Source organism: Xanthomonas fragariae, assembly GCF_017603965.1.
Lineage (GTDB): Bacteria > Pseudomonadota > Gammaproteobacteria > Xanthomonadales > Xanthomonadaceae > Xanthomonas > Xanthomonas fragariae_A.
In genome coordinates, this window is sequence record NZ_CP071955.1 from 68,182 (window position 1) to 89,347 (window position 21,166).

The following is a 21,166-nucleotide window of genomic DNA, read 5'->3' on the forward strand; positions in this document are numbered from 1 at the left end:
GCTGGACACCATTAACTTGTATGCAGCGTCTTTCGACGGAGTTTTCCATGAACCACCCCGTGCGTCGCAATCCCATCGCCAGTTTCTTCGTCGGCCTATGGGATGTGATGAATTTCACCCGGCGCCTGATCTTCAACCTGGTGTTTTTCGGCTTTCTGTTTTTGATGCTGCTGCTGTTGGTGGTGGCGATCGCCAGAGGCGACGGCACCAAACCGCTGGCCGAGCGCACCACGCTGGTGATCAATCCTGAAGGCACGCTTGTCGAGCAGTTCAGCGCCGACCCTGTGAGCCGTTCGCTGGCCAAGGCAGTTGGCAACAAGGGTGCCGAAGAAGTGCAGTTGCGTGACCTGATGCGGGTGATCGAGTCGGCCGGCAAGGACCGCAAGATCGAGCGGGTGCTGTTGAACCTGGACAAGCTGCAGCCGCCCGGTTTCGCTTCGCAGCGCGAAGTTGCAGCCGCATTGCAGAAGCTGCGTGCCTCCGGCAAGCAGATCGTGGCTTTCAGCGAGAGTATGAGCCAGGGCCAGTACCTGCTCGCTGCGCAGGCCAACGAGGTCTATCTGGACCCGATGGGCAGCGTGCTGCTGGAAGGTCTCGGCCGTTACCGCCAGTATTTTCGCGAAGGGTTGCAGGACAAGCTCGGTGTGGACGTACACCTGTTCCGCGTGGGCGAGTACAAATCCGCCGCCGAGCCATACATCCTCGATGCGGCCTCGGCCGACGCCAAGGAAGCGGATTTGTTCTGGATGAACGACGTGTGGCAGCGCTATCTGGCCGACGTGGGCACCGCGCGCAAGCTGAGCCCGGCGCAGCTGACCGCCGGCATCGACACGCTGCCCGAAGGCGTGGCGGCGGCAGGTGGCGACCTGGCCAAGTTCGCGCTGCAGCAGAAGCTGGTCGACGGGCTCAAGACCCGCGCAGAGGTCGATGCGCTGCTGACCAAACGTGGCGTGGCCGACAGCGATGCCGACAGTGGCTTCCGCAACATCGATTTTTCCAGCTATCTCACCCAGCTGCAGGCGCAGGGTTCGCCGATGGACAGCCGTCCGCAGGTGGCCGTGGTGGTGGCGGCTGGCGAGATCAGCGATGGCGAGCAGCCGGCCGGCCGTATCGGTGGCGAGTCCACTGCAGCGCTGCTGCGTCAGGCGCGCGACGACGACGAGGTCAAAGCGGTGGTGCTGCGCGTAGATTCGCCCGGCGGTGAAGTGTTCGCCTCCGAGCAGATCCGTCGCCAAGTAGTCGCGCTCAAACAGGCCGGTAAGCCGGTGGTGGTGTCGATGGGCGATCTGGCCGCCTCGGGCGGTTACTGGATCAGCATGAATGCCGATCGCATCTATGCCGACCCGTCGACCATCAGCGGTTCGATCGGTATCTTCGGCATGGTGCCGAATCTGACCCGCGCGCTGAACAAGATCGGCGTGCATACCGACGGCGTTGGCACCACGCGCTTTGCCGGTGCCTTCGACATCACGCGCCCGCTGGATCCTGCTGCCGGCCAGGTCATCCAGGCTGTCATCAACAAAGGCTACGCAGACTTCACTGGCAAGGTGGCGCAGGCGCGTCACCAGTCGGTGGAGGCCATCGACAAGGTTGCGCGCGGCAGGGTGTGGAGTGGTGCGCAGGCCAAGCAGCACGGCCTGGTGGATGCGTTCGGTGGCATGCAGGAAGCGGTGGCCGATGCGGCCAACCGCGCAAAGCTGAGCAAGGGCAAGTTCCGGGTCAGCTATGTGGAAAAGCCGGCCACACCGTTCTCGCAGTTCATGAGCGGATTCGCTGGCAGCCGCATGGGTGCCTGGATGCTGGGCAATTCCGGCATGGCGCGCGCCATGTTGTCGCGCTCGCTGCCGGAAGTGGACACGCAACTACGCTTTGTCGAAGACGCCGTGCACGACAACAAGGCTGGTGGTGCGCCGGTCAAGGCGCTGGCTTACTGCTTCTGTGGGTTCTGACGCGACACGTGTGCGCTAGATTTGTCGACAACGCCGGCCTTGCGCCGGCGTTGTCGTTTCTGCGGTCTCTGTGCGTTTGTAGTGCAGCGTCCGCAACATTTCTCGAGAAATTGCACAAGTGCTAATCCAGAATTTCGCGCGGCAGAGCGAGCGCTTGCAGCCTTTTGGGCCTCCAGGCGCGCGCGCGATGCGGTGCGCTTACTGTGTCGCCGCATCGATTGTCTTGCGCTGATCGTCTTCGGACTGATCGGTCGCCGCCTGCACCGCGTGCGCCCTGTTGAGCGGTTCCTGGATGTGGTCGCGCAAGGCGGTGGCCTGCGGCTCGGGCTTCTGCTCGGTGGGCGCAGGTTGCGGCTGCTGGCAGCCGCAAATCAGCAGCGTCAGGCTGGCCGCAAGAATCCAATGCAGTTTCATCGTCGTGACCTCGCTCGGGGTGGCGGTATCCTACGCTCGGGCCATATGCGCGCGTCAACTGCGCTGCAGCGGCCGTTTCCTGAGTCTTGAAGAGGATCACCCACGTGACAACGCATCGCTGGCGGCTGGATGGACAGACCGCCCTCATCACCGGCGCCAGTGCTGGCATTGGCCTGGCTATCGCGCGCGAGCTGCTTGGCTTCGGCGCGGATCTGCTGATGGTGGCGCGCGATGCCGATGCATTGGCGCAGGCGCGCGATGAGCTCGCCGAAGAGTTTCCCGAACGCGAACTGCACGGCTTGGCCGCCGATGTCTCCGACGATGAGGAACGCCGCGCCATTCTGGATTGGGTGGAAGACCATACAGATGGGTTGCATCTACTGATCAACAATGCAGGCGGCAACATCGCGCGTGCGGCGATCGATTACACCGAAGACGAGTGGCGCGGCATTTTCGAAACCAACGTGTTTTCTGCGTTCGAATTGTCGCGCTATGCACACCCATTGCTGGCGAAACACGCCGCCTCGGTGATCGTCAACGTCGGCAGCGTCTCGGGCATCACGCATGTGCGCAGCGGCGCGCCGTACGGCATGACCAAGGCCGCGCTGCAGCAAATGACGCGTAATCTGGCGGTGGAATGGGCCGAGGACGGCATCCGCGTCAACGCGGTGGCGCCCTGGTATATCCGCACGCGGCGTACCTCCGGACCGTTGTCAGATCCGGATTATTACGAGCAAGTGATCGAGCGCACGCCGATGCGCCGCATCGGCGAACCGGAAGAAGTCGCTGCCGCTGTCAGTTTCCTGTGTCTGCCGGCGGCCAGTTACATCACCGGCGAATGCATTGCGGTGGATGGCGGATTTTTGCGTTTCGGTTTTTAGCGGCTATCGAACGGCTGCGCGGCACACGCGGGTTCTTTGCACTGCATAGTCGCTCCTGAAAACCCTCAAGGCCCAATCGCCGCAACGCTGTTGAGAATTTCCTCAGAGAAGACGTCAAGTGGCGTTTTGAATCCGAGTATGAGGAGCCAGAGCGCTAGGACAATGCAATCCCAGTTTTGCAAGCCTACTACGCCTCCGATGCTGTCATCTGCGGCGATCGCGTATGCGCCAATGTCGATCCCAATGGCCAGCGTGCAGGCGACAAAAGACAGTACCGTCAGGCAAAGCCCAGGACTCAACAATCGCCGCCATGCAGCATGATCGCGTTTAACCACTCAACTACTGCGCTGACGCCATTGAAGACCTCAAGATCTGGGCAACCAAATTGGAGCGGCTATCAAAACGACTGCTTTCACCGCCAGGTGGGCGCGGCCGGCGCTCGGAATCGGCATGTACCACGCTACACTCCGGATCCTCCGCGCCGTCCGCACTCACCTGACGACTGCTCGCTACGTTTTGTTAGCCGCTCTAAATCGTCACCATAAAAAAGGCTGCGATACTTGCGATCGTTATGTGGCCGCTTATAGCAAAGCACTGATTGGGTGCGGGATGACCCGCGCGACTCACAATGGCGGCAGCACCTTACCCGGATTCAAAATCCCATCCGGATCCAGCGCCGCCTTGATCGCACGCATCGCCGCCAGCGTCGGTGCGCTGAAGGCTTGCGTCATGAAGTCGCGCTTGGTCACGCCGATACCGTGTTCGCCCGATAACGTACCTTCCAGCGAAAGCACCAGTGCGAACAAGCGCGGCAATGCGGCTTGCGCGCGTGCATCTTCGTCGGCATCGGCGGGGTCGTACATGATGTTGACATGCAAGTTGCCGTTGCCTGCGTGCCCGAACGCGACGATGGGCAATGCGAATTCGGCGGCGAGCGCTTCCACACCGGCCACCAACGCGGGGATGCGCGACACCGGTACCACCACATCTTCGTTGACCTTGCCCGGCCTGATTGTGCGCAATGCCGGCGACAGCGCGCGGCGCGCGGCCCATAACCTGTCGCGAGCGCTGCCATCGGGGGCCACATCCAGGCTCAATACGCCCTGGCCATCGGCGGCGGCGTGCAGGGCCTGCAATGCGTACGGAAGTGTGTCGTGATCGCCGTCGGCTTCGATCAGCAACATCGCACCTGCTTTGGGCACATCGCTGCCATTGCGCCGCAATAGCGAGATCGCGCTGGCATCCATGAATTCCAGCATCGTCGGCGTGGTCGGTTGCGCCATCAAGCGCGACACCGCAGCTGCGGCGCTGGACGCATCGCGGTACAGCGCACGTATGCCGGCGCGTGCGATTGCGCGTGGAGTCAACTTCAACGTCGCTTCGACGATGATCGCCAGCGTACCTTCGCTGCCGACCAGCAGGTGCGTGAGGTCGTAGCCGGTGGAATTTTTGGTGTATGCACCGCCGCAGCGGATCACCTCGCCGGTGCCGGTGACTGCGACCAGACCGAGCACGTTATCGCGGGTCGCGCCGTACTTCACTGCGCGCGGGCCGCCGGCATTGGTCGATAGATTCCCGCCGATGCTGCAGATCTCCGCGCTGGACGGATCCGGCGGCCAAAACAACCCGTGTGGCTGCAGCGCCTGCTGCAGCTCGCCATTGAGCAGACCGGGTTGCACGATAGCGCAGCGGTCTTCCGGGCGCAGCGCAAGGATGCGATTCATGCGCGCCATCGACACCACCATGCCACCGGAAAACGGCACCGCCGCGCCGGTGGTGCCGGTGCCCGCGCCACGCGCCACGATCGGCACGCCATGTGCGCGACACGCCTGCACGATCGCCACCACATCATCGATATCGCGCGGCAGGGCAACGGCGGCCGGTAATGCCCAGCGACGCGAATCGTCTTCGCCATAACGGCGGCGCGCGTCGGCGCCGGTCAACCAGCCATCGGGTCCAAGCCGCGCGGCCAGCAGCTCGGCCAGCGCGGCGGGAAGTACATCTGTCATGACGCATGATCCTGTGGTGCCGCGCGCTGGATGCATTTCCAACCTAGCACTGCGACTGTAAGCGGCAGCCCAGACCCAATGCAGCTCGGAGAGCATTGAGTCGAGCCTCGGACCGGGTTCTGTTTGTATGATCTGTCTGCCATCACTGTCTTCACCGTTACGGCAGGATGTTTGAGCAAAGCCTGCGTCGTCTGGAAGAAGTGGCGGTAAGTTGTTTGAAAAGCGTCGACCGGCAAGATCTCTGTACTTAGAGCGGCTAACAAAACGTAGCGAACAGTCGTCAGGTGGGTGCGGACGGCGCGCAGGAACCGGAGTGTACGCGTAGTAGATGCCGATTCCGAGCACCGGCTGCGCCCGCCTGGCGGTGGGCGCAGTCGTTTTGTCAGCCGCTCTAAAAGATTCTCGCCAACATGCCTGATGGATACTTGGCAATAAACCCTGCCTGCCAGATATTTTAGCCTTCGATCAGACAGGCACGCCCATGCATGGCATCCAGATGCAATTTGGATCTTGAAATGAAATCGTAACCCATTCGCCATGAAACTGGGAAAACCATTCCCTTCTGATCAGTGACCGAAGCATTTATATTGAATGTCCGCGAATTTAGCACCATCGTCACCGTGGATTCCGCATAGCTTATCGTCCTTTCCCCGAGAAGATCGACGATGCGTTTTGTCCTGAGGTCTTTCTGCGGAAATCCGGTTAAATCAATCCCCGATGCTTCAAGTGATGTGGATGATCCTGTGTCCAGCAGCACCAACTCTTCGCGCCCGCGAATGATTGCGGGTATCCTGGGTGTCATTGGAGAGCCCCAGATCAGGGACGTCAGTCTGAAGTTATCGTTGCAGACTTGGCGTGAGTCGCGCCCTAGAATTTTAAAGCTTTCTTTGGACATCTCCACTGCGCCAAACTGCCGAAGCAAGTCCATTCCGATGATATTGATGGGTACATCATTGCTGGTCGAAAAAGAGACATCCTGCAGAGTCAGCTCTCCCATTTTCAAATCGACCGGGTCGGCCAAGTTAAATAAAACTTCTCTTGATGCGCCGATGGCGTCTCTATTAAAATTATTTGTAATTTTAAGTCCCAGAGAGCGAGCAAATCTTTCATTAAGGATCGATCTCGTAGAGCCAGTGTCCACCACAAAATCCGAGATCACGTCACGGCGCTTGCCATCAAGCCCCCCATGTATGGTTGCCTTCACTACAGGGACGCCACCGGCATTAACAAGAGGTAGAGTGACAGACGTGGTTGTGGTTGGTTTAAGTATTCCTGACTGTCTACGCACCAGAAAGGCTTCAAAGTGTGGCCGGGTAATTGCCTCGGCATCATCACCCGCCTTAAAACTGGGCTTTATGTTTTCCAAGTAGATTTTTCGTACGTCCAGCATCGTACGAGCCCATCCGGCGATATCACCGAGAGCGAGCGAGTTTCCAGCTTGGAGGCTCTTGCATAGATAAAGAGCCCCTGCTCCCTTTTGCGCCAACACCTTGCGATCTTTTAAACACTCTTCAACCGCTTTGTTCGAAGCGTCAAAGTTTGATTCAACCCTGAAGAGTCCAGCTTTCGCCGGTAGTTTGGCAAGGCCGTCACTATTGGAGAGCTTTTCGAGCGGGGAAACCTCTCCCCGTAGCACCATTAGCGTGATACCTGGACCATCCTGTGGAAGGATATTCTCAGCGTAGGTTTGGAAGCAGGTGAGTGTCAAACAAGAGAAGATGAGAAATCTCGTCAACATTTCTTGCTCTTTAATTGGAGAAAGCGCCGAAGTGCGGCGCTCTCGTTCGAATGAGAATCAGCAAGGCCTTATCAAGGCGTGGGTATTGTCAGCGTCGCTTGGCCGCTGTATTGATTTGTCGCGGTGTCATATTTTACGGTGAAATCAAATTTCAACCCGCCACCCCAATCATAGGAGTAAGAGGCATTTAATCCCGAAATTGAAAATTGATCCGTGCTCATCGCCAGGGAATAGCTGCTTCCATTCCAAGTAAAATTGCCGCTCCCCGCCAAGTTCCAGCTGCCATCCGTTAAGTTTACGCTCTCCGAAACGTTAAAGGCGAGGTTATGGTCTGGATTGATCCAGCTCTGAGACGCTTTAGCAATTCCGCTACCATCCAGCTCCGCAGAATCTTTGTACTCCCAACTTTCTCCGGTAACCGTCTCAGCGCCCCCGTTCCCACCACCGCTTCCACCCCCAGTTGGGGGCGGAGGACTTTCTGGTGGCAGCGACGGAGGGAAAGTCGGTGGTTCAGAGGGAGGATTCACCACAATCGGCGGGATCTCCGTAGGTGGTTCACTTGGGTCGACATCTGCTGCAGCGGCTGCACCTGCTACAAGCTGCAATTCATCTTTCGTGAGTTCTCTCATTACAACTTCCTTATTGTTAGCCGATGGCCTAGCGTCTTGATAGCTATCCCGCTGATGTATTTAGATGAGGAGCAGATCAGCATCAGGCAATTTAGGTAGCTTTGCCGTATATTCACATAATTTTCGTTACGTACAAGCTTACCTTCATATATGTTAATATATTATTAATTTGTTGTCGAAATAATGTTCAATACGCCATCCAGAAGCAGACGTGACTGAAGAGATGCACGAAGGCATATCGGTCGGAACTGCAGTTGGTGAACTGAGTGCCTTTATCCGCCAGAACCGTCTGCAAGGTGTAGGGCACCGCCTGGATGAGATTACGCAGGAACTGTGCGGCAACCAGCTTGTGCACAGACCTGACCGGCGTCTGCATTGGCGCTGCGCGGTTGCCTGGCTACACCAGCAACGCCTGCAACGAGGCACCTTCAAGCTGCGCATACAACGCAAACGCGTCATGCACCTGCGCGCCCAGCGCCTGCTCGAAACTGCGCTTGCTCGAATGTGCGGCGTACGCACGTTGTTCGGTGCCGCCGAGGTTTGACTGGAAGATGCCCGCCGCACTCACTGACAAAAAATCTTCATAGATGATCGGATCGGCGCTGACCAGGCCGAGCGCAATCGCGGTTTCTGCGGGCATGGCGGCCACCTGCGCCGGATCGGCGCGGCCGGCATCGGTCAACGCGTAGCGAAAATAACCCAGGCCTTGCTGACGCAGCACCGCCTCATCGTCGGGGAACGCTACAAACGCGGTTTGTAGCCGCGTGGCGTAATCGGCACCGGTGCTGCCCGCACCATCGCTGCCGCGGGCCTGTGCCAACAACGCGTCGTAAAGCGCGCGACCCTTGGGCGTCAGTGCAAGCCCGCGCTGCTCGATTTCGCCGAAGCGCGCGGTATGTGTGCCATATTCGGCCTGTCCACTGTCGCCTAAAAAACGTACCGGTTCTTCCAGCGCCTTGAAGCTGGTCTGGCGCAGCAGGATCGGGATGCGTCGGCGCGGCGGCCCTTCGATCACCGTTTTCGCAGCGATGCCAGCGCGCTGCATCTGCGCCTGCGCCGCATCGATATCCAGTGTGCGCGGGGTCAGGTGATTGATGTGCGGGCCGTGGAAGCTCACTACATCGGCGATCAGCTTGTGGGCTTGGCTCAGCGCGCGATAGGTCTGCAGCGACACGGAAGCATCGCCGTGCCAGCGGAAAGTTTCCAGCGCTTCGGCAACGAACTGCTGCGCCTGCATCGCATCTAGCCCGCCGACACGCTCGCGCTGTTCGATCAACTCCAGGACCCCGGTAGTGAAGATCTGCCGCTGCTCGAGAATCTGCGCCGCCCGCTCGCGCAACGCGGCATCCTCGATCAGTTCCAGCCGCAGCAGCGAAGTGAACACGCGGAACGGATTGGCCGACAGCGCCACTTCGTCGATCGGGCGGAACGCGGTTGAATGCACCGGCACGCCGGCCACCGACAAGTCGTAATAGCCCACCGCGTGCATGCCCATCACCGCAAACAGCCGGCGCAAAGTGGACAGTTCTTGCGCCGTGCCGACCCGGATGGCGCCATGCCGTTCCAGATCCAGCCGCGCGCGATGAGCGTCGCGATACGTTCCCGGTCAAGGACATCGTGCCCCCCCGGTCAATCGCACGACGGGCGTCTGCTCCATCTGGTCCATCCCGGCGCGCATTCGGACATCGGCGGTTCCTACCTGCTCGATGGCCTGGCCGTGCGCAACGGCAACCTGCTCACCGATTACATCAACACCCTCAGCGACACACCCTTCCTGCAACCGCGCACGGTGCACAGCGCACCGGCAATGAACGTCATCCACCGCTCCGAACAGCACCAGGCCTTCTACACCACCGCCGTGGCGGCGGCGCTTGGGCATCGCGTGCATGGCATCCCCTGTCTGGCACGGTCGAGACCCATGTTTCCAACGATGCCCAAGCGCTGGATGCCGGGTTGCACAGCAACGGGGTAGGAAAAATCCTACAAAACAACGGGCAAATTACCGAAGCCCACGGCCAACGGCATGCGCGACGATAGCGACCCTGTGCGAGGCGCCAACGGCCGCTCACGGCTAGGGCGTTGAGCAGCGCCACGCCGGCACCGCGCTACCCTGATCACCTCGCAGGCAGTAGGCTGCCTTTCCCTTCCCACAGGTGGAAACATGGCTGTGCGATTTTCTTTTTTTACGCCGTCCGGTGCAGCGCTCCCTGTCCTGCTGACCGCTGTCTTCGCCCACTCTCTCACTGGATGTTCGCGCATGAATACACCTGGCAATGAGCCGTCCGGCATTCACCTGATCGGCAATATGCCCGTCGATGCCCATAACACCGTGCATATCGATACGCGCAAGCCGATACCATTTGCCGACCATGCGTTCGGGGCAGTCTGTTATGACACCTATGGCTGCAAAGTGTTGTACGACGGTAGGTACGAAGCTAACTTTCCCGACGATGTCAAGCGAATCTCATCGGCGTCGTTAGGGGATGGCTACCCCAGCAATCTTAAAGCCAATACGATCGGCATCCGCAATTTCCCGCACTTTCCGTCCCCCGCCGAGGTGACGTGGCGCTCCAAGGACGGCCAACCACACCATGCCCTGGTCGATCTCGACGCCATCTTCAAGGACAAGGTGATCCTGCATCATGTGCCACAGGATCAGTTGCCGCCGATCCTGCACGCAGATATCTCTCCAGATATCATCTTGGAAGTGAACGACCGAACCATCAATGTTTATATGAAAGCAATGGTGCAGACGACAGTACTACAGAAGCCAGACAACCCAGACAGCGATTTCCGCAACGATCTGATCCTCGCGTACACCAAAACCTACTGATGGCGTCCTCGCCAGGGAGCATGTAATGGGCAACGAACATAACGATGCAAGGACATGGCCGGATGAGGTGGAAACCTACCCGGCGACTGCGCAAGACTTGGCCGCATATGCACATAGTCGCCATGTGTTGGCGCAGTTCCAGGTGCCCTTGCTGGTCGGTCAACACAACCCGCACACCCGTTTATTCGTGGCTTGTTTTGATGGCACAGGTAACGATAAGCACAAGGACCCTCAGCACATTACCAATATCGGAATATTGGATGATCAGGTGCAAATGGCAGTAAGTAACGGCATTAAAAATATCAGCGGCTACTACGTCCCCGGCGTGGGCACCCAGGACGATGCGTTCACCCGCAATCTCGACGGCGCCTTGGGCTATAGCTACGGCCCACGGATGGAAAAGATGTACTTGAAGTTCATCAACCAAGCCAAACAATGGCGCGACCAAGACCCCAAAGTAGAGATCAGCATCGTGTCCACGGGCTTCAGCCGTGGCGCGGTCACCGCGGCCATGTTCACCCGCATGATTCACGAGCGCGGTATCCAGAATCCGACTGACATGAAAATCGCACAGGGCCCGCACCACGAAATCCTCAAACTCACCCCCACCCATCCCCCGCTGGTGCCGCCCGGTCGCACCGCGCAGACCGTCGGCTTGCTGGACCCGGTCGCCACCGGCGACATGAATCTGCACGATGTCCGCCTGCCGCCTTCGGTGGTGTCGGGCTTGCAACTCACCGCCCGCGATGAGCGTCGCGATACGTTCCCGGTCAAGGACATCGTGCCCCCCGGTCAATCGCACGACGGGCGTCTGCTCCATCTGGTCCATCCCGGCGCGCATTCGGACATCGGCGGTTCCTACCTGCTCGATGGCCTGGCCGTGCGCAACGGCAACCTGCTCACCGATTACATCAACACCCTCAGCGACACACCCTTCCTGCAACCGCGCACGGTGCACAGCGCACCGGCAATGAACGTCATCCACCGCTCCGAACAGCACCAGGCCTTCTACACCACCGCCGTGGCGGCGGCGCTTGGGCATCGCGTGCATGGCATCCCCTGTCTGGCACGGTCGAGACCCATGTTTCCAACGATGCCCAAGCGCTGGATGCCGGGTTGCACAGCAACGGGGTAGGAAAAATCCTACAAAACAACGGGCAAATTACCGAAGCCCACGGCCAACGGCATGCGCGACGATAGCGACCCTGTGCGAGGCGCCAACGGCCGCTCACGGCTAGGGCGTTGAGCAGCGCCACGCCGGCACCGCGCTACCCTGATCACCTCGCAGGCAGTAGGCTGCCTTTCCCTTCCCACAGGTGGAAACATGGCTGTGCAACCTTCTTTTTTTACGCCGTCCCGTGCAGCGCTCCCTGTCCTGCTGACCGCCGTCTTCGCCAACTCTCTCACTGGATGTTCGCGCATGAATACACCTGGCAATGATCCGTCCGGCATTCACCTGATCGGCAATATGCCCGTCGATGCCCATAACACCGTGCATATCGATACGCGCAAGCCGATACCGTTTAGTACGCATGCGTTTGGGGCCGTCTGTTATGACGCTTATGGCTGCAAAGTGCTGTACGACGGTAGGTACGAAGCCAACTTCCCTGACGATGTCAAGCGAATCTCGTCGGCGTCGCTAGGGGATGTCTACCCCAGCAATCTTAAAGCCAATACGATCGGCATCCGCAATTTCCCGCACTTTCCGTCCCCCGCCGAGGTGACATGGCGCTCGAAGGACGGCCAGGCACACCATGCCCTGGTCGATCTCGACGCCATCTTCAAGGACAAGGTGATCCTGCATCATGTGCCGCAGGATCAGTTGCCGCCGATCCTGCACGCCGATATCTCTCCAGATATCATTCTGGAAGTGAACGACCGCACCATCAATGTGTATATGCGGGCCTTTGTGGAGACGACTGTTTTGCAGGAGCCCGGTAACAAATATAGCGATTCACGCAACGACCTGATCCTCGCATACACCAAAACCTACTGATGGCGTCTTCGCCAGGGAGCATGTAATGGCAAACCAGCATCATGATGCAAGAACGTGGCCGGATGAGGTGGAAACCTACCCGGCGAGTGCACAAGACTTGGCCGCATATGCACATAGTCGCCATGTGTTGGCGCAGTTCCAGGTGCCCCTGCTGGTCGGTCAACACAACCCGCACACACGTTTGTTCGTGGCTTGTTTTGATGGCACAGGTAATGACAAATACAAGGACCCTCAGCACATTACCAATATCGGAATATTGGATGATCAGGTGCAAACGGCAGTAAGTAACGGCATTAAAAATATCAGCGGCTACTACGTCCCCGGCGTGGGCACACAGGACGATGCGTTCACCCGCAATCTCGACGGTGCCCTGGGTTACAGCTACGGCCCGCGGATGGAAGAGATGTACTTGAATTTCATCCGCCAAGCTCATGAATGGAGAAAACACGATCCGCAAGCCGAAATCAGCATCGTGTCCACAGGCTTCAGCCGTGGCGCGGTCACCGCGGCCATGTTCACCCGCATGATTCACGAGCGCGGTATCCAAGATCCGGTCGGCATGAAAATCGCACAGGGCCCGCACCACGAAATCCTCAAACTCACCCCCACCCATCCCCCGCTGGTGCCGCCCGGCCGCACCGCGCAGACCGTCGGCTTGCTGGACCCGGTCGCCACCGGCGACATGAATCTGCACGATGTCCGCCTGCCGTCTTCGGTGGTGTCGGGCTTGCAACTCACCGCCCGCGATGAGCGTCGCGATACGTTCCCGGTCAAGGACATCGTGCCCCCCGGTCAATCGCACGACGGGCGTCTGCTCCATCTGGTCCATCCCGGCGCGCATTCGGACATCGGCGGTTCCTACCTGCTCGATGGCCTGGCCGTGCGCAACGGCAACCTGCTCACCGATTACATCAACACCCTCAGCGACACACCCTTCCTGCAACCGCGCACGGTGCACAGCGCACCGGCAATGAACGTCATCCACCGCTCCGAACAGCACCAAGCGTTCTACACCACCGCCGTGGCGGCGGCGCTTGGGCATCGCGTGCATGTGGATGCATTGGCCGGCATCGCGATGCGCGAAGGCCGCACCGGCGCCGAGCTGGGTGATGCGGCGCTGCGCGCGCATTATCCGCTGCGCCCGGTGCACGTGTCGGCCGAACAGACCGACCCCACGCTGCCAGCGTTCTTCCGGCAAGCGCCTCATGCGCCTCATGCCGTGGTGGCACCGCCGCTGCCGGCGGCACCGTCCACCCACACCGGATCGACACACGCCGACACGTCTTCGTCGTCCTCTTCCTCCGCTGCCGCCTCCACGCCGCCCCTGGCTGTCGATGCGCACACGCGCATGCAGCAAGACCACGCCGCCCAACAGCACCAGCAGCGCATCCAACAGGCGCAGCAGCACGCACCGCAACTGGCGCCCTCTCACCGGCAGACAATGGCGCAGCCCTCCCATACCGCCCCGGCCACGGAAAAACCGGCCAGCGTGGACAGGCAGCAACAGACGCGGATGGCGCAACCGCAGCAGCAGGAACCGCACACGCAGGCCGCGCGCGCGCAGCAACACCACCTCGCGCAGCAGCATGCCCAGCTGCACCGTCAGGCCATGGAGGCGCAGCAACGCGACGACGCACAGCGCCACACCCAGGACACCCGGCCGCACCCCCACACACAACCTCAAGCCGCCGAGCCGATGCTCTACACCCCGCCGACGCGTCCGCCGGGTTCGGACGAGCACCTCACCGACTTCCGTCACCCGGACCATCCGCTGCACAGGCGCTATACCCTGTTCAAGAATGCGCTGGAACAGTCCCATACCCTGCCCAGGAATGGCGACACATTGCCCTACGGCCCCGCGCAGCAGGAACGGCTGGCGGCCGGGTTCACCGACGCGCTCGGCGCCGAGATGAGATTCAACCACGACATCAGGGGGTTCAAGCAGCACCAAGGCCAACTGCTGGCCTATGAGCAGCCGCCCTCGTTCGACCAAAAGGGCAAGGTGCTCAGGATCGATCCCCAGCACGCATTAGCGCAATCGCCCGAGCAACATGCCGCCACGTGGCGAGCGCGCGAAGCGACCCATGCACCGGCGCCGCCAAGCCGCGCCATCGCCCCGGTCGCGATCACGGCCCAGGACATGCGCCATCCCGCGCATCCGCGCCATGCGCTGTTCGCACAGGCCCGCGAGGCCATCGCCGATGTCCATGAACGCTGGGGCCGGCCCGTGCCCGATGCGGCGCAGTTGGACCGTCATGCCGCACAAGTCGTTGTGGAGACACGCAAGTTGGGCCAGACCGAAGTGGAAAAGATCTACCTGGGGATGCCGCAGGGCCACGCGACCCAAACGCCGCACTACGGGGTGCAATCCAACGGGGAGCTATGGGCGAGAGTCGCTGCGCCGCAACTGACGCAAGCGCCGGACGTCGCCCAGGCCAGCCAGCAATTGCAAACGGTGGAGCAGCAGAACCTCGCCGAACAGGCCATGCAGGCCCAACGCGCCGCGCAAATGCAAGGGCAGATGCAGGGGCAGGCCATGGCGTAGTAACCGGTTACCCATGATCATCCAGGCAATACCGCATGGACAGCCATGCGCCGAACCGCATCACGCCCGACGAGTTCACCACCGCGAGGCGTTGCAGCATCCCGCACACCCTCTTTCCCAAGGAAGACCCTCCCTATGCGTTCGCGCACCAAATTCGTTGTTGCCGTCGTCGCGTTGCTGCCCGTTGCCGTGGCCGGGCTGTCTCTGTCCGGCTTTCTGGTGCTGGCCCTGGTGAATTCACTCGCGAAGTGCAAGGCTGTTGTAGTTGAAAAAGACTTCGGCTGGGCAGAGTGGCCACGCAGTCGGCATGGGGCATGCAGCAGGGCGGCCTGGTTGTAGCCGGGCACAGTGAGAACCACACGGCGCTCGACGTCGAGTTCGTTCAGGCGCGCTCGACAGGAATTGTGAACTCGCCGCCTGGCGACACCAACACGTGTTCCAGCCCGCAATACGTTTCCAGGTCCAGCTACGCAGTTCCGCGGGGATGCCCTTTGCGCTCAGCCATGCGAAACGTATCGTTGAGCAATGGTCGCTGCTTTAGAGTTTCCGGAAGCGTCCTTGCCGCACCTACATACAGGTCCACCTCGCCTTTTCCATGCGCGCTGTGAGCGTGCCCATGTCATGTACCACAAAGCTCGTCCGCAGTTCACGGCCGTGCTGGCCCATGTAGACGCTGTTTTACTGACCCATCTGCATGTCGACCACACCGGTTGGAACACCGTCAGAACAGATAACGGTTGGGCGCCGACCTTTCCAAACGCACGCTACGTCTACGCACGCGCCGAAGAAAACTTCTACGCGACAGCACAAGGTCAAGCGCGTCGCAGCGTGTTTTCTGCACTGGAACTCATGCTTCTGCGCCGATGCTGTCCTGGCGCGCCGCTCGCGCGCCTGGGTGCATGACTACGTTGTAGAAAAGCGGGCCACGTATTTCAGTTCCCATTTCGCCGGGACCTCGGTGGTGCAGGCGACCCGTACCCCCATGGCAGTGGGGTGGTAAATCGAGGGCGACAACTGTTGCCACAGGGCTGCGGTTTGCAGCCGCTGTCGTCTGCCTACCCCAACAACGCCTGCAGCGACGCGCGCTCCAGCTGCGCATACAACGCAAACGCGTCATGCACCTGCGCGCCCAGCGCCTGCTCGAAACTGCGCTTGCTCGAATGTGCGGCGTACGCACGTTGTTCGGTGCCGCCGAGGTTTGACTGGAAGATGCCCGCCGCACTCACTGGCAAAAAATCTTCATAGATGATCGGATCGGCGCTGACCAGGCCGAGCGCAATCGCGGTTTCTGCGGGCATGGCGGCCACCTGCGCCGGATCGGCGCGGCCGGCATCGGTCAACGCGTAGCGAAAATAACCCAGGCCTTGCTGACGCAGCACCGCCTCATCGTCGGGGAACGCTACAAACGCGGTTTGTAGCCGCGTGGCGTAATCGGCACCGGTGCTGCCCGCACCATCGCTGCCGCGGGCCTGTGCCAACAACGCGTCGTAAAGCGCGCGACCCTTGGGCGTCAGTGCAAGCCCGCGCTGCTCGATTTCGCCGAAGCGCGCGGTATGTGTGCCATATTCGGCCTGTCCACTGTCGCCTAAAAAACGTACCGGTTCTTCCAGCGCCTTGAAGCTGGTCTGGCGCAGCAGGATCGGGATGCGTCGGCGCGGCGGCCCTTCGATCACCGTTTTCGCAGCGATGCCAGCGCGCTGCATCTGCGCCTGCGCCGCATCGATATCCAGTGTGCGCGGGGTCAGGTGATTGATGTGCGGGCCGTGGAAGCTCACTACATCGGCGATCAGCTTGTGGGCTTGGCTCAGCGCGCGATAGGTCTGCAGCGACACGGAAGCATCGCCGTGCCAGCGGAAAGTTTCCAGCGCTTCGGCAACGAACTGCTGCGCCTGCATCGCATCTAGCCCGCCGACACGCTCGCGCTGTTCGATCAACTCCAGGACCCCGGTAGTGAAGATCTGCCGCTGCTCGAGAATCTGCGCCGCCCGCTCGCGCAACGCGGCATCCTCGATCAGTTCCAGCCGCAGCAGCGAAGTGAACACGCGGAACGGATTGGCCGACAGCGCCACATCGTCGATCGGGCGGAACGCGGTTGAATGCACCGGTACGCCGGCTACCGACAAGTCGTAATAGCCCACCGCGTGCATGCCCATCACCGCAAATAGCCGGCGCAAAGTGGACAGTTCCTGCGCCGTGCCGACCCGGATGGCGCCATGCCGTTCCAGATCCAGCCGCGCGCGCTCATCGTTGCGCTGCAGCCGTACAGCCAGCGCAGCATCAGCTCTCAGGGTGTCGGCATTGACCTGCGCCACCAGCGTCATCAAGTCGCTGTACAACGGCACCTCAGCGCGATACATGTCGGACATCGCCTGGGCGAACAGGCTGCGGATCTGATCGGGAGAGACAAACACGGTATCGCGCATGAGGTGGTCTTGGCAGAGCCGGCCAACGCCAGGGTTATTGCATTGTCGCCGACGGCGCCATGCGCCGGCCAGCTGCACGGCAGCATCGCGGGGAGCACATTGGCGTGCAGACAGCCGCACAAGCGGCCGACTGCGCTACAGCTTGCCGCTGCGCCAAGCCGCGCTAAAGCCCGGCCTGCGCGGCCGCTTCTGCCGCTTTGCTGGCCTGACGCGCCGCGTCCAGCCGCTGCGCATGATCGCCGAGCTGGCGACGCAGCAACGGGTCCAAGCTGATCGGCCGTTCCCAGCGGTCGTAGCTGGCGACGATGGCATGCCGCAATGCGCGCATGTGCACGGGGTCCGGAGCGACCGACAGGCGCGCGATTACGCCCTCCCAACCATCGTGATGGTCACGGCTGTAGGCACGTACGCTGTCGCGGCACCACAGCTGCACTGTCTGTGCCCAGAAACAGGCGAAATAAATGTCCCCCGCATGCCAGCCATGCACCTGCAGCAGCGCCTGCACGTACCCGCGCGGCGTGCCGGTGTAGCGCGCCACCTCGTCGATGAAACTATCCGGATAGCGCTGCGCGTAGCTGTCCATGTCGGCCAAATGTTGATTCACCCACGCATCGCCGGTGCCGGGCATCATCACTGCCGGCGCTGGGTCTTCTGACGCAGGTGCGGCTGCAGGCGCGGTCTGCGCAGCAGCCAGCGCAGGCAACAGCAGCGCCATTCGTAATGGCAGAGATCGCAACAAGGAAGGGCTTGGCGCAGGCATACGCCGATGATGCCGCATGCCCGCCCCAGTGTCAGGCCGACCGCCGATTTAGAGCGGCTAACAAAACGACTGCGCTTACCGCCAGGCGGGCGCGGCCGGTGCTCGGAATTGGCATGTACCACGCGTACACTGCGGTTCCTCCGCGCCGTCCGCACCCATTTGACGACTGCTTGCTACGTTTTGTTAGCCGCTCTAAGAACGTGTTCAAAGTCTTCCCTACGTATGGGAACCTAGTGAAATGAGGAAGAGCTACCCGAGCGACATCAGTCCCGATCAATGCGACGTCATCAAGCCGCTGTTGGAAAGCGCGCGTAGAAGAACCAGTCCCAGGCGAGTAGACCTGTATGAGGTGTTCTGTGCGGTGTTGTACCTGCTCAGAAGCCGCTGCCAGTGGCGCATGCTGCCCGAGGAGTTTCCTAAATGGCGCACAGTGCATGCGTACTTTGCCATCTGGAGTGAGCCGCGTGAAGGTGGCAGCCTGCTGGAGCAGGCTTTAAAAAAATCAGGTTGGCGCGGCCCGCGCGCGACAGGGGCGCAGCGCTTGCAGCAGATTCTTGATCATCCACGCGCAGAGCGTGAAGAACGCGGACACGGCAGGCTTGAAGGGCGATGACGCGGGCAAGAAGGTGTCGGGGATCAAGCGGCACATCGCGGTGGACACGCAGGGGCTGCCGCACGCGGTGGCAGTGACCACCGCCGAGGTGACGGACCGCAAAGGGGCGTTGCAGGCGCTCGAACGCTGCACATCGGGCCTCAAGCACGTGCAGAGTGTGTTGTGCGATAGCGGCTACGTGGGTCAGCCCTTTGCGCAGGGCGTGCGCGAAACTGATACGCCCAGGGTTCCGTAGACACTCAAGACCCTCGTTGCGCGTAGCGCCGTTCAAACTCTACAGGCGACAGGTCGCCAGTTGAACCATGACGGCGTTTTGGGTTGTAGAACATTTCGATGTAGTCGAACACCTCGGTACGGTCCGGTTCCCATTGGGCAAAAGGCCCGAGCATGCTAGCGAACGGTGTGCCTTCCGGTGAGCCGTTGTTGAGCAGGTACGCAGTGCCATCGGCATCGAAGAACAACAGCCAGTTCCACAGCGAGGCACCGGCATGGCCCCGTTCGGCCAGGCCATCGAGGTTGTGCCAATGATTGAGCATGCGCAGATGCAGCCGCGTTGTCATTCTTCACGCGCCACGTGCAAGGTCGGCGCGTCGCCAATGATCACCAGCTCGCTTGCGCTGTCACGCGATGGCGTGGCGTTGGCCAGCCACTGGTAGCGCAACCATAAATCGTAGCCATCCTCGGCATGTGCACCGGCAGTGGCCAACATGCCGCCACATGGCGGCGCCAGCCACATCAGCACTAACGCACGACAATATCCGCCACAGCATCCCATCAGGCGCATGCGGCATGTTCCAGCGGCGTTGACGTGCTCAGGCGCATGTCGCCGCTCTGCCTGCTTCCCGGTACCATGACTTGCACACGCATGCAGGTACATGGCGCCGGGGGTTGTTGCAACAGCACGTGTGCATCCCGCAGCTTTCGCACTCACTTGAAGAGGCCACGCTTGGAGAAGGTCAGGAAATCGGTCCGCCGCACCAGCCGCGCGACTACCATCGATGAAGTGGCGGCGCTGGCGAAGGTGTCGCCAATGACGGTCTCGCGTGTGGTCAACAATAACCGCAGCGTGCGCGATGCGACCCGCGAGCGAGTCCGGCGCGCGGTCGACAAGCTGGGCTATACGCCCAACCTTGCGGCAAGCGCGCTGGCGGCCGCGCAGAGTACGCGCATCGCATTGATCTACAGCGACCCCAGGGGCGCGTACTTGCGCGAGTTGCTGCTGGGCGTATTGCGGGTGGTATCGGGCACTTCGATCCAGCTGGTGATCGATTGCTGGGACGACCTGGATGCCGACGCCGAGCGCAAGGCCGCACGCAAGCTCGCCAAAGGCGTTGCCGGGGCAATCCTGCCGCCGCCGTTGTGCGAGTCGAAGGCGACGGTATTGGCACTGGTGCGCGCCAAGGTGCCGGTGGTGGCGATCGCCTCCAACCATTTCCTTCCCGATGTGGCCTGCGTGCGTATCGACGAATTCGCCGCTGCCAAGGAAATCACCGAGCATCTGATCGCCCAGGGGCATACGCGCATCGGCTACATCGCCGGGAATCCCAATTTGTCTGCGAGTACGCGTCGTTTCGAAGGTTTCCAGGCTGCGCTGGTCGAGGCAGGGTTGCGATTGGATCGGCATCTGGTGAAGCCGGGTGAATACACCTACAAGTCGGGTTTGATCGCTGCGGAAAAACTGCTGGCGCGCAAACGTCGCCCCAGCGCTATCTTCGCCAGCAACGACGACATGGCCGCCGCTACGATTTCGGTGGCGCATCGACGCGGGCTGGATGTGCCACGCGATCTGTCGGTGGTCGGCTTCGACGATACCTCCGCCGCCACGGCCGTGTGGCCCGAACTCACCACCGTGCGGCAGCCCATCGCCACAATGGCCGATGCCGCGCTGGATATCGTGTTGAAGAGGATTCGCGCCAAGGAGCGCACGGCGAAGATGGTCGATCATGTGGTCCCGCACCTGTTGGTCAAGCGGGATTCGGTGGCCGCGCCGGCTGCGTCGGAGACAACCGAGTCGCCGTAGCGCTGCACGCAACGGTGCGCGCACAGCAGGCGATTACCTGCGCAACATCAACGCGTCAGAGACGGATTGATCGGGTTTTCTTACGCTTGCTGGTGGCCGCTGATCTGCGTCGGCTCACCGCTGCTCGCGGCATACTTGACCACATCCACCACAACGTGCCGGTGCCGTCGGCAAACGCCGCACCAGCGCCGCTGCCCAAGCTGGCGTAACGCTCGGCACGCCACCGTTCCAGCGCGATGGGCTCGCTAGCGTCACGACAGGGCGCACAGGCCCGGAACGACCTGTCATCGGCCGACTGACCGCTCATTTAGCCGCGCACGCTCGGCACCGGCCTGCCGTGCTCGGGGCAGCTACAA

Annotated in this window: 16 protein-coding genes, 3 other RNA genes and 7 pseudogenes; 13 read left to right on the plus strand and 13 right to left on the minus strand. The window is 61.1% G+C overall.

From position 1 onward, the window contains the following. Positions 1 to 47 precede the first annotated feature (47 nt). On the plus strand, positions 48 to 1,949 hold the full coding sequence (gene sppA, locus J5I97_RS00320) for a signal peptide peptidase SppA (protein WP_208588317.1): 1,902 nt from the start codon (positions 48 to 50) through the stop codon (positions 1,947 to 1,949). Positions 1,950 to 2,147: 198 nt separating this feature from the next. On the opposite strand, the gene J5I97_RS00325 is transcribed toward sppA, so the two are convergent. After that, positions 2,148 to 2,363 (minus strand): hypothetical protein, encoded by a 216-nt coding sequence (locus J5I97_RS00325; protein WP_208588319.1) that lies wholly within the window; start codon positions 2,361 to 2,363, stop codon positions 2,148 to 2,150. Between the two features lie 104 nt (positions 2,364 to 2,467). On the opposite strand from J5I97_RS00325, the gene J5I97_RS00330 reads away from it, so the two are divergent. Both J5I97_RS00330 and J5I97_RS00335 read left to right on the plus strand, forming a co-directional pair. Further along, positions 2,468 to 3,244 carry an SDR family oxidoreductase gene (locus J5I97_RS00330; protein ID WP_208588321.1) on the plus strand — a complete coding sequence of 259 codons (777 nt, stop codon included), beginning with the start codon at positions 2,468 to 2,470 and terminating at the stop codon, positions 3,242 to 3,244. A gap of 450 nt (positions 3,245 to 3,694) precedes the next feature. After that, positions 3,695 to 3,769: non-coding RNA, sX9 sRNA (locus J5I97_RS00335), on the plus strand. Between the two features lie 98 nt (positions 3,770 to 3,867). Here J5I97_RS00335 and J5I97_RS00340 read toward each other — a convergent pair. The 7 genes and pseudogenes from J5I97_RS00340 to hglS (J5I97_RS00370) all read right to left on the minus strand — a co-directional run. Continuing rightward, entirely contained in the window at positions 3,868 to 5,253 is a 1,386-nt protein-coding gene (locus J5I97_RS00340; RefSeq protein ID WP_208588323.1) for an FAD-binding oxidoreductase, read from the minus strand. Further along, positions 5,250 to 5,358: pseudogene (locus tag J5I97_RS00345) on the minus strand (metal-dependent hydrolase); the annotation flags it as partial. The pseudogene J5I97_RS00345 and the gene J5I97_RS00340, both read right to left, overlap by 4 nt. 149 nt (positions 5,359 to 5,507) lie before the next feature. After that, positions 5,508 to 5,583: non-coding RNA, sX9 sRNA (locus J5I97_RS00350), on the minus strand. Between the two features lie 124 nt (positions 5,584 to 5,707). Then, complete coding sequence (locus tag J5I97_RS00355) at positions 5,708 to 6,991, minus strand: retropepsin-like aspartic protease (protein ID WP_208588325.1); 1,284 nt, start codon at positions 6,989 to 6,991, stop codon at positions 5,708 to 5,710. A gap of 71 nt (positions 6,992 to 7,062) precedes the next feature. Continuing rightward, on the minus strand, positions 7,063 to 7,620 hold the full coding sequence (locus tag J5I97_RS19650; protein ID WP_238135590.1) for a hypothetical protein: 558 nt from the start codon (positions 7,618 to 7,620) through the stop codon (positions 7,063 to 7,065). A 205-nt stretch (positions 7,621 to 7,825) separates the two neighbouring features. Beyond that, positions 7,826 to 7,969: pseudogene (locus tag J5I97_RS00365) on the minus strand (IS481 family transposase); the annotation flags it as partial. A 48-nt stretch (positions 7,970 to 8,017) separates the two neighbouring features. Next, positions 8,018 to 9,214, minus strand: a pseudogene (gene hglS / locus J5I97_RS00370) (2-oxoadipate dioxygenase/decarboxylase HglS); the annotation flags it as partial. Here hglS (J5I97_RS00370) and J5I97_RS00375 point away from each other — a divergent pair. From J5I97_RS00375 to J5I97_RS00405, 7 genes are all read left to right on the plus strand, one after another. Next, positions 9,176 to 9,592 (plus strand): hypothetical protein, encoded by a 417-nt coding sequence (locus J5I97_RS00375; protein WP_238135591.1) that lies wholly within the window; start codon positions 9,176 to 9,178, stop codon positions 9,590 to 9,592. The pseudogene hglS (J5I97_RS00370) and the gene J5I97_RS00375 sit on opposite strands and share 39 nt — an antisense overlap. Before the next feature lie 285 nt (positions 9,593 to 9,877). Then, on the plus strand, positions 9,878 to 10,453 hold the full coding sequence (locus tag J5I97_RS00380) for a hypothetical protein (RefSeq protein ID WP_208591475.1): 576 nt from the start codon (positions 9,878 to 9,880) through the stop codon (positions 10,451 to 10,453). A 25-nt stretch (positions 10,454 to 10,478) separates the two neighbouring features. After that, the gene (locus J5I97_RS00385) at positions 10,479 to 11,588 is read left to right on the plus strand and encodes a T6SS phospholipase effector Tle1-like catalytic domain-containing protein (RefSeq protein ID WP_208588328.1); all 1,110 of its coding nucleotides are present in this window, start codon (positions 10,479 to 10,481) and stop codon (positions 11,586 to 11,588) included. A gap of 189 nt (positions 11,589 to 11,777) precedes the next feature. Continuing rightward, complete coding sequence (locus J5I97_RS00390) at positions 11,778 to 12,449, plus strand: hypothetical protein (protein WP_238135593.1); 672 nt, start codon at positions 11,778 to 11,780, stop codon at positions 12,447 to 12,449. Positions 12,450 to 12,474: 25 nt separating this feature from the next. Then, positions 12,475 to 14,994, plus strand: coding sequence for a phospholipase effector Tle1 domain-containing protein (locus J5I97_RS19655; protein ID WP_238135594.1), 2,520 nt, complete (start codon positions 12,475 to 12,477; stop codon positions 14,992 to 14,994). A 135-nt stretch (positions 14,995 to 15,129) separates the two neighbouring features. Then, entirely contained in the window at positions 15,130 to 15,333 is a 204-nt protein-coding gene (locus J5I97_RS00400; RefSeq protein ID WP_208588329.1) for a hypothetical protein, read from the plus strand. Positions 15,334 to 15,615: 282 nt separating this feature from the next. After that, entirely contained in the window at positions 15,616 to 15,897 is a 282-nt protein-coding gene (locus J5I97_RS00405) for an MBL fold metallo-hydrolase (RefSeq protein ID WP_208588330.1), read from the plus strand. A 152-nt stretch (positions 15,898 to 16,049) separates the two neighbouring features. Here J5I97_RS00405 and hglS (J5I97_RS00410) read toward each other — a convergent pair whose 3' ends face one another. Then, positions 16,050 to 17,417, minus strand: a complete 1,368-nt coding sequence (gene hglS / locus J5I97_RS00410) for a 2-oxoadipate dioxygenase/decarboxylase HglS (protein WP_208588331.1) — start codon at positions 17,415 to 17,417, stop codon at positions 16,050 to 16,052. Positions 17,418 to 17,580: 163 nt separating this feature from the next. Next, positions 17,581 to 18,195 (minus strand): hypothetical protein, encoded by a 615-nt coding sequence (locus J5I97_RS00415; protein WP_208588332.1) that lies wholly within the window; start codon positions 18,193 to 18,195, stop codon positions 17,581 to 17,583. Positions 18,196 to 18,290: 95 nt separating this feature from the next. Here J5I97_RS00415 and J5I97_RS00420 point away from each other — a divergent pair. After that, positions 18,291 to 18,366, plus strand: a non-coding RNA gene (locus tag J5I97_RS00420) — sX9 sRNA. Positions 18,367 to 18,415: 49 nt separating this feature from the next. Beyond that, positions 18,416 to 19,001, plus strand: a pseudogene (locus J5I97_RS00425) (IS5 family transposase); the annotation flags it as partial. A gap of 28 nt (positions 19,002 to 19,029) precedes the next feature. Here the strand turns inward: J5I97_RS00425 and J5I97_RS00430 are convergent. Further along, a pseudogene (locus J5I97_RS00430) lies at positions 19,030 to 19,146 on the minus strand (IS3 family transposase); the annotation flags it as partial. Between the two features lie 57 nt (positions 19,147 to 19,203). Then, a pseudogene (locus J5I97_RS00435) lies at positions 19,204 to 19,574 on the minus strand (hypothetical protein); the annotation flags it as partial. Between the two features lie 162 nt (positions 19,575 to 19,736). On the opposite strand from J5I97_RS00435, the gene J5I97_RS00440 reads away from it, so the two are divergent. Continuing rightward, entirely contained in the window at positions 19,737 to 20,810 is a 1,074-nt protein-coding gene (locus J5I97_RS00440; RefSeq protein WP_208588334.1) for a LacI family DNA-binding transcriptional regulator, read from the plus strand. Positions 20,811 to 20,890: 80 nt separating this feature from the next. On the opposite strand, the pseudogene J5I97_RS19660 reads toward J5I97_RS00440, so the two are convergent. After that, positions 20,891 to 21,042 (minus strand): annotated as a pseudogene (locus J5I97_RS19660) (xylose isomerase); the annotation flags it as partial. Positions 21,043 to 21,166: the final 124 nt, after the last annotated feature.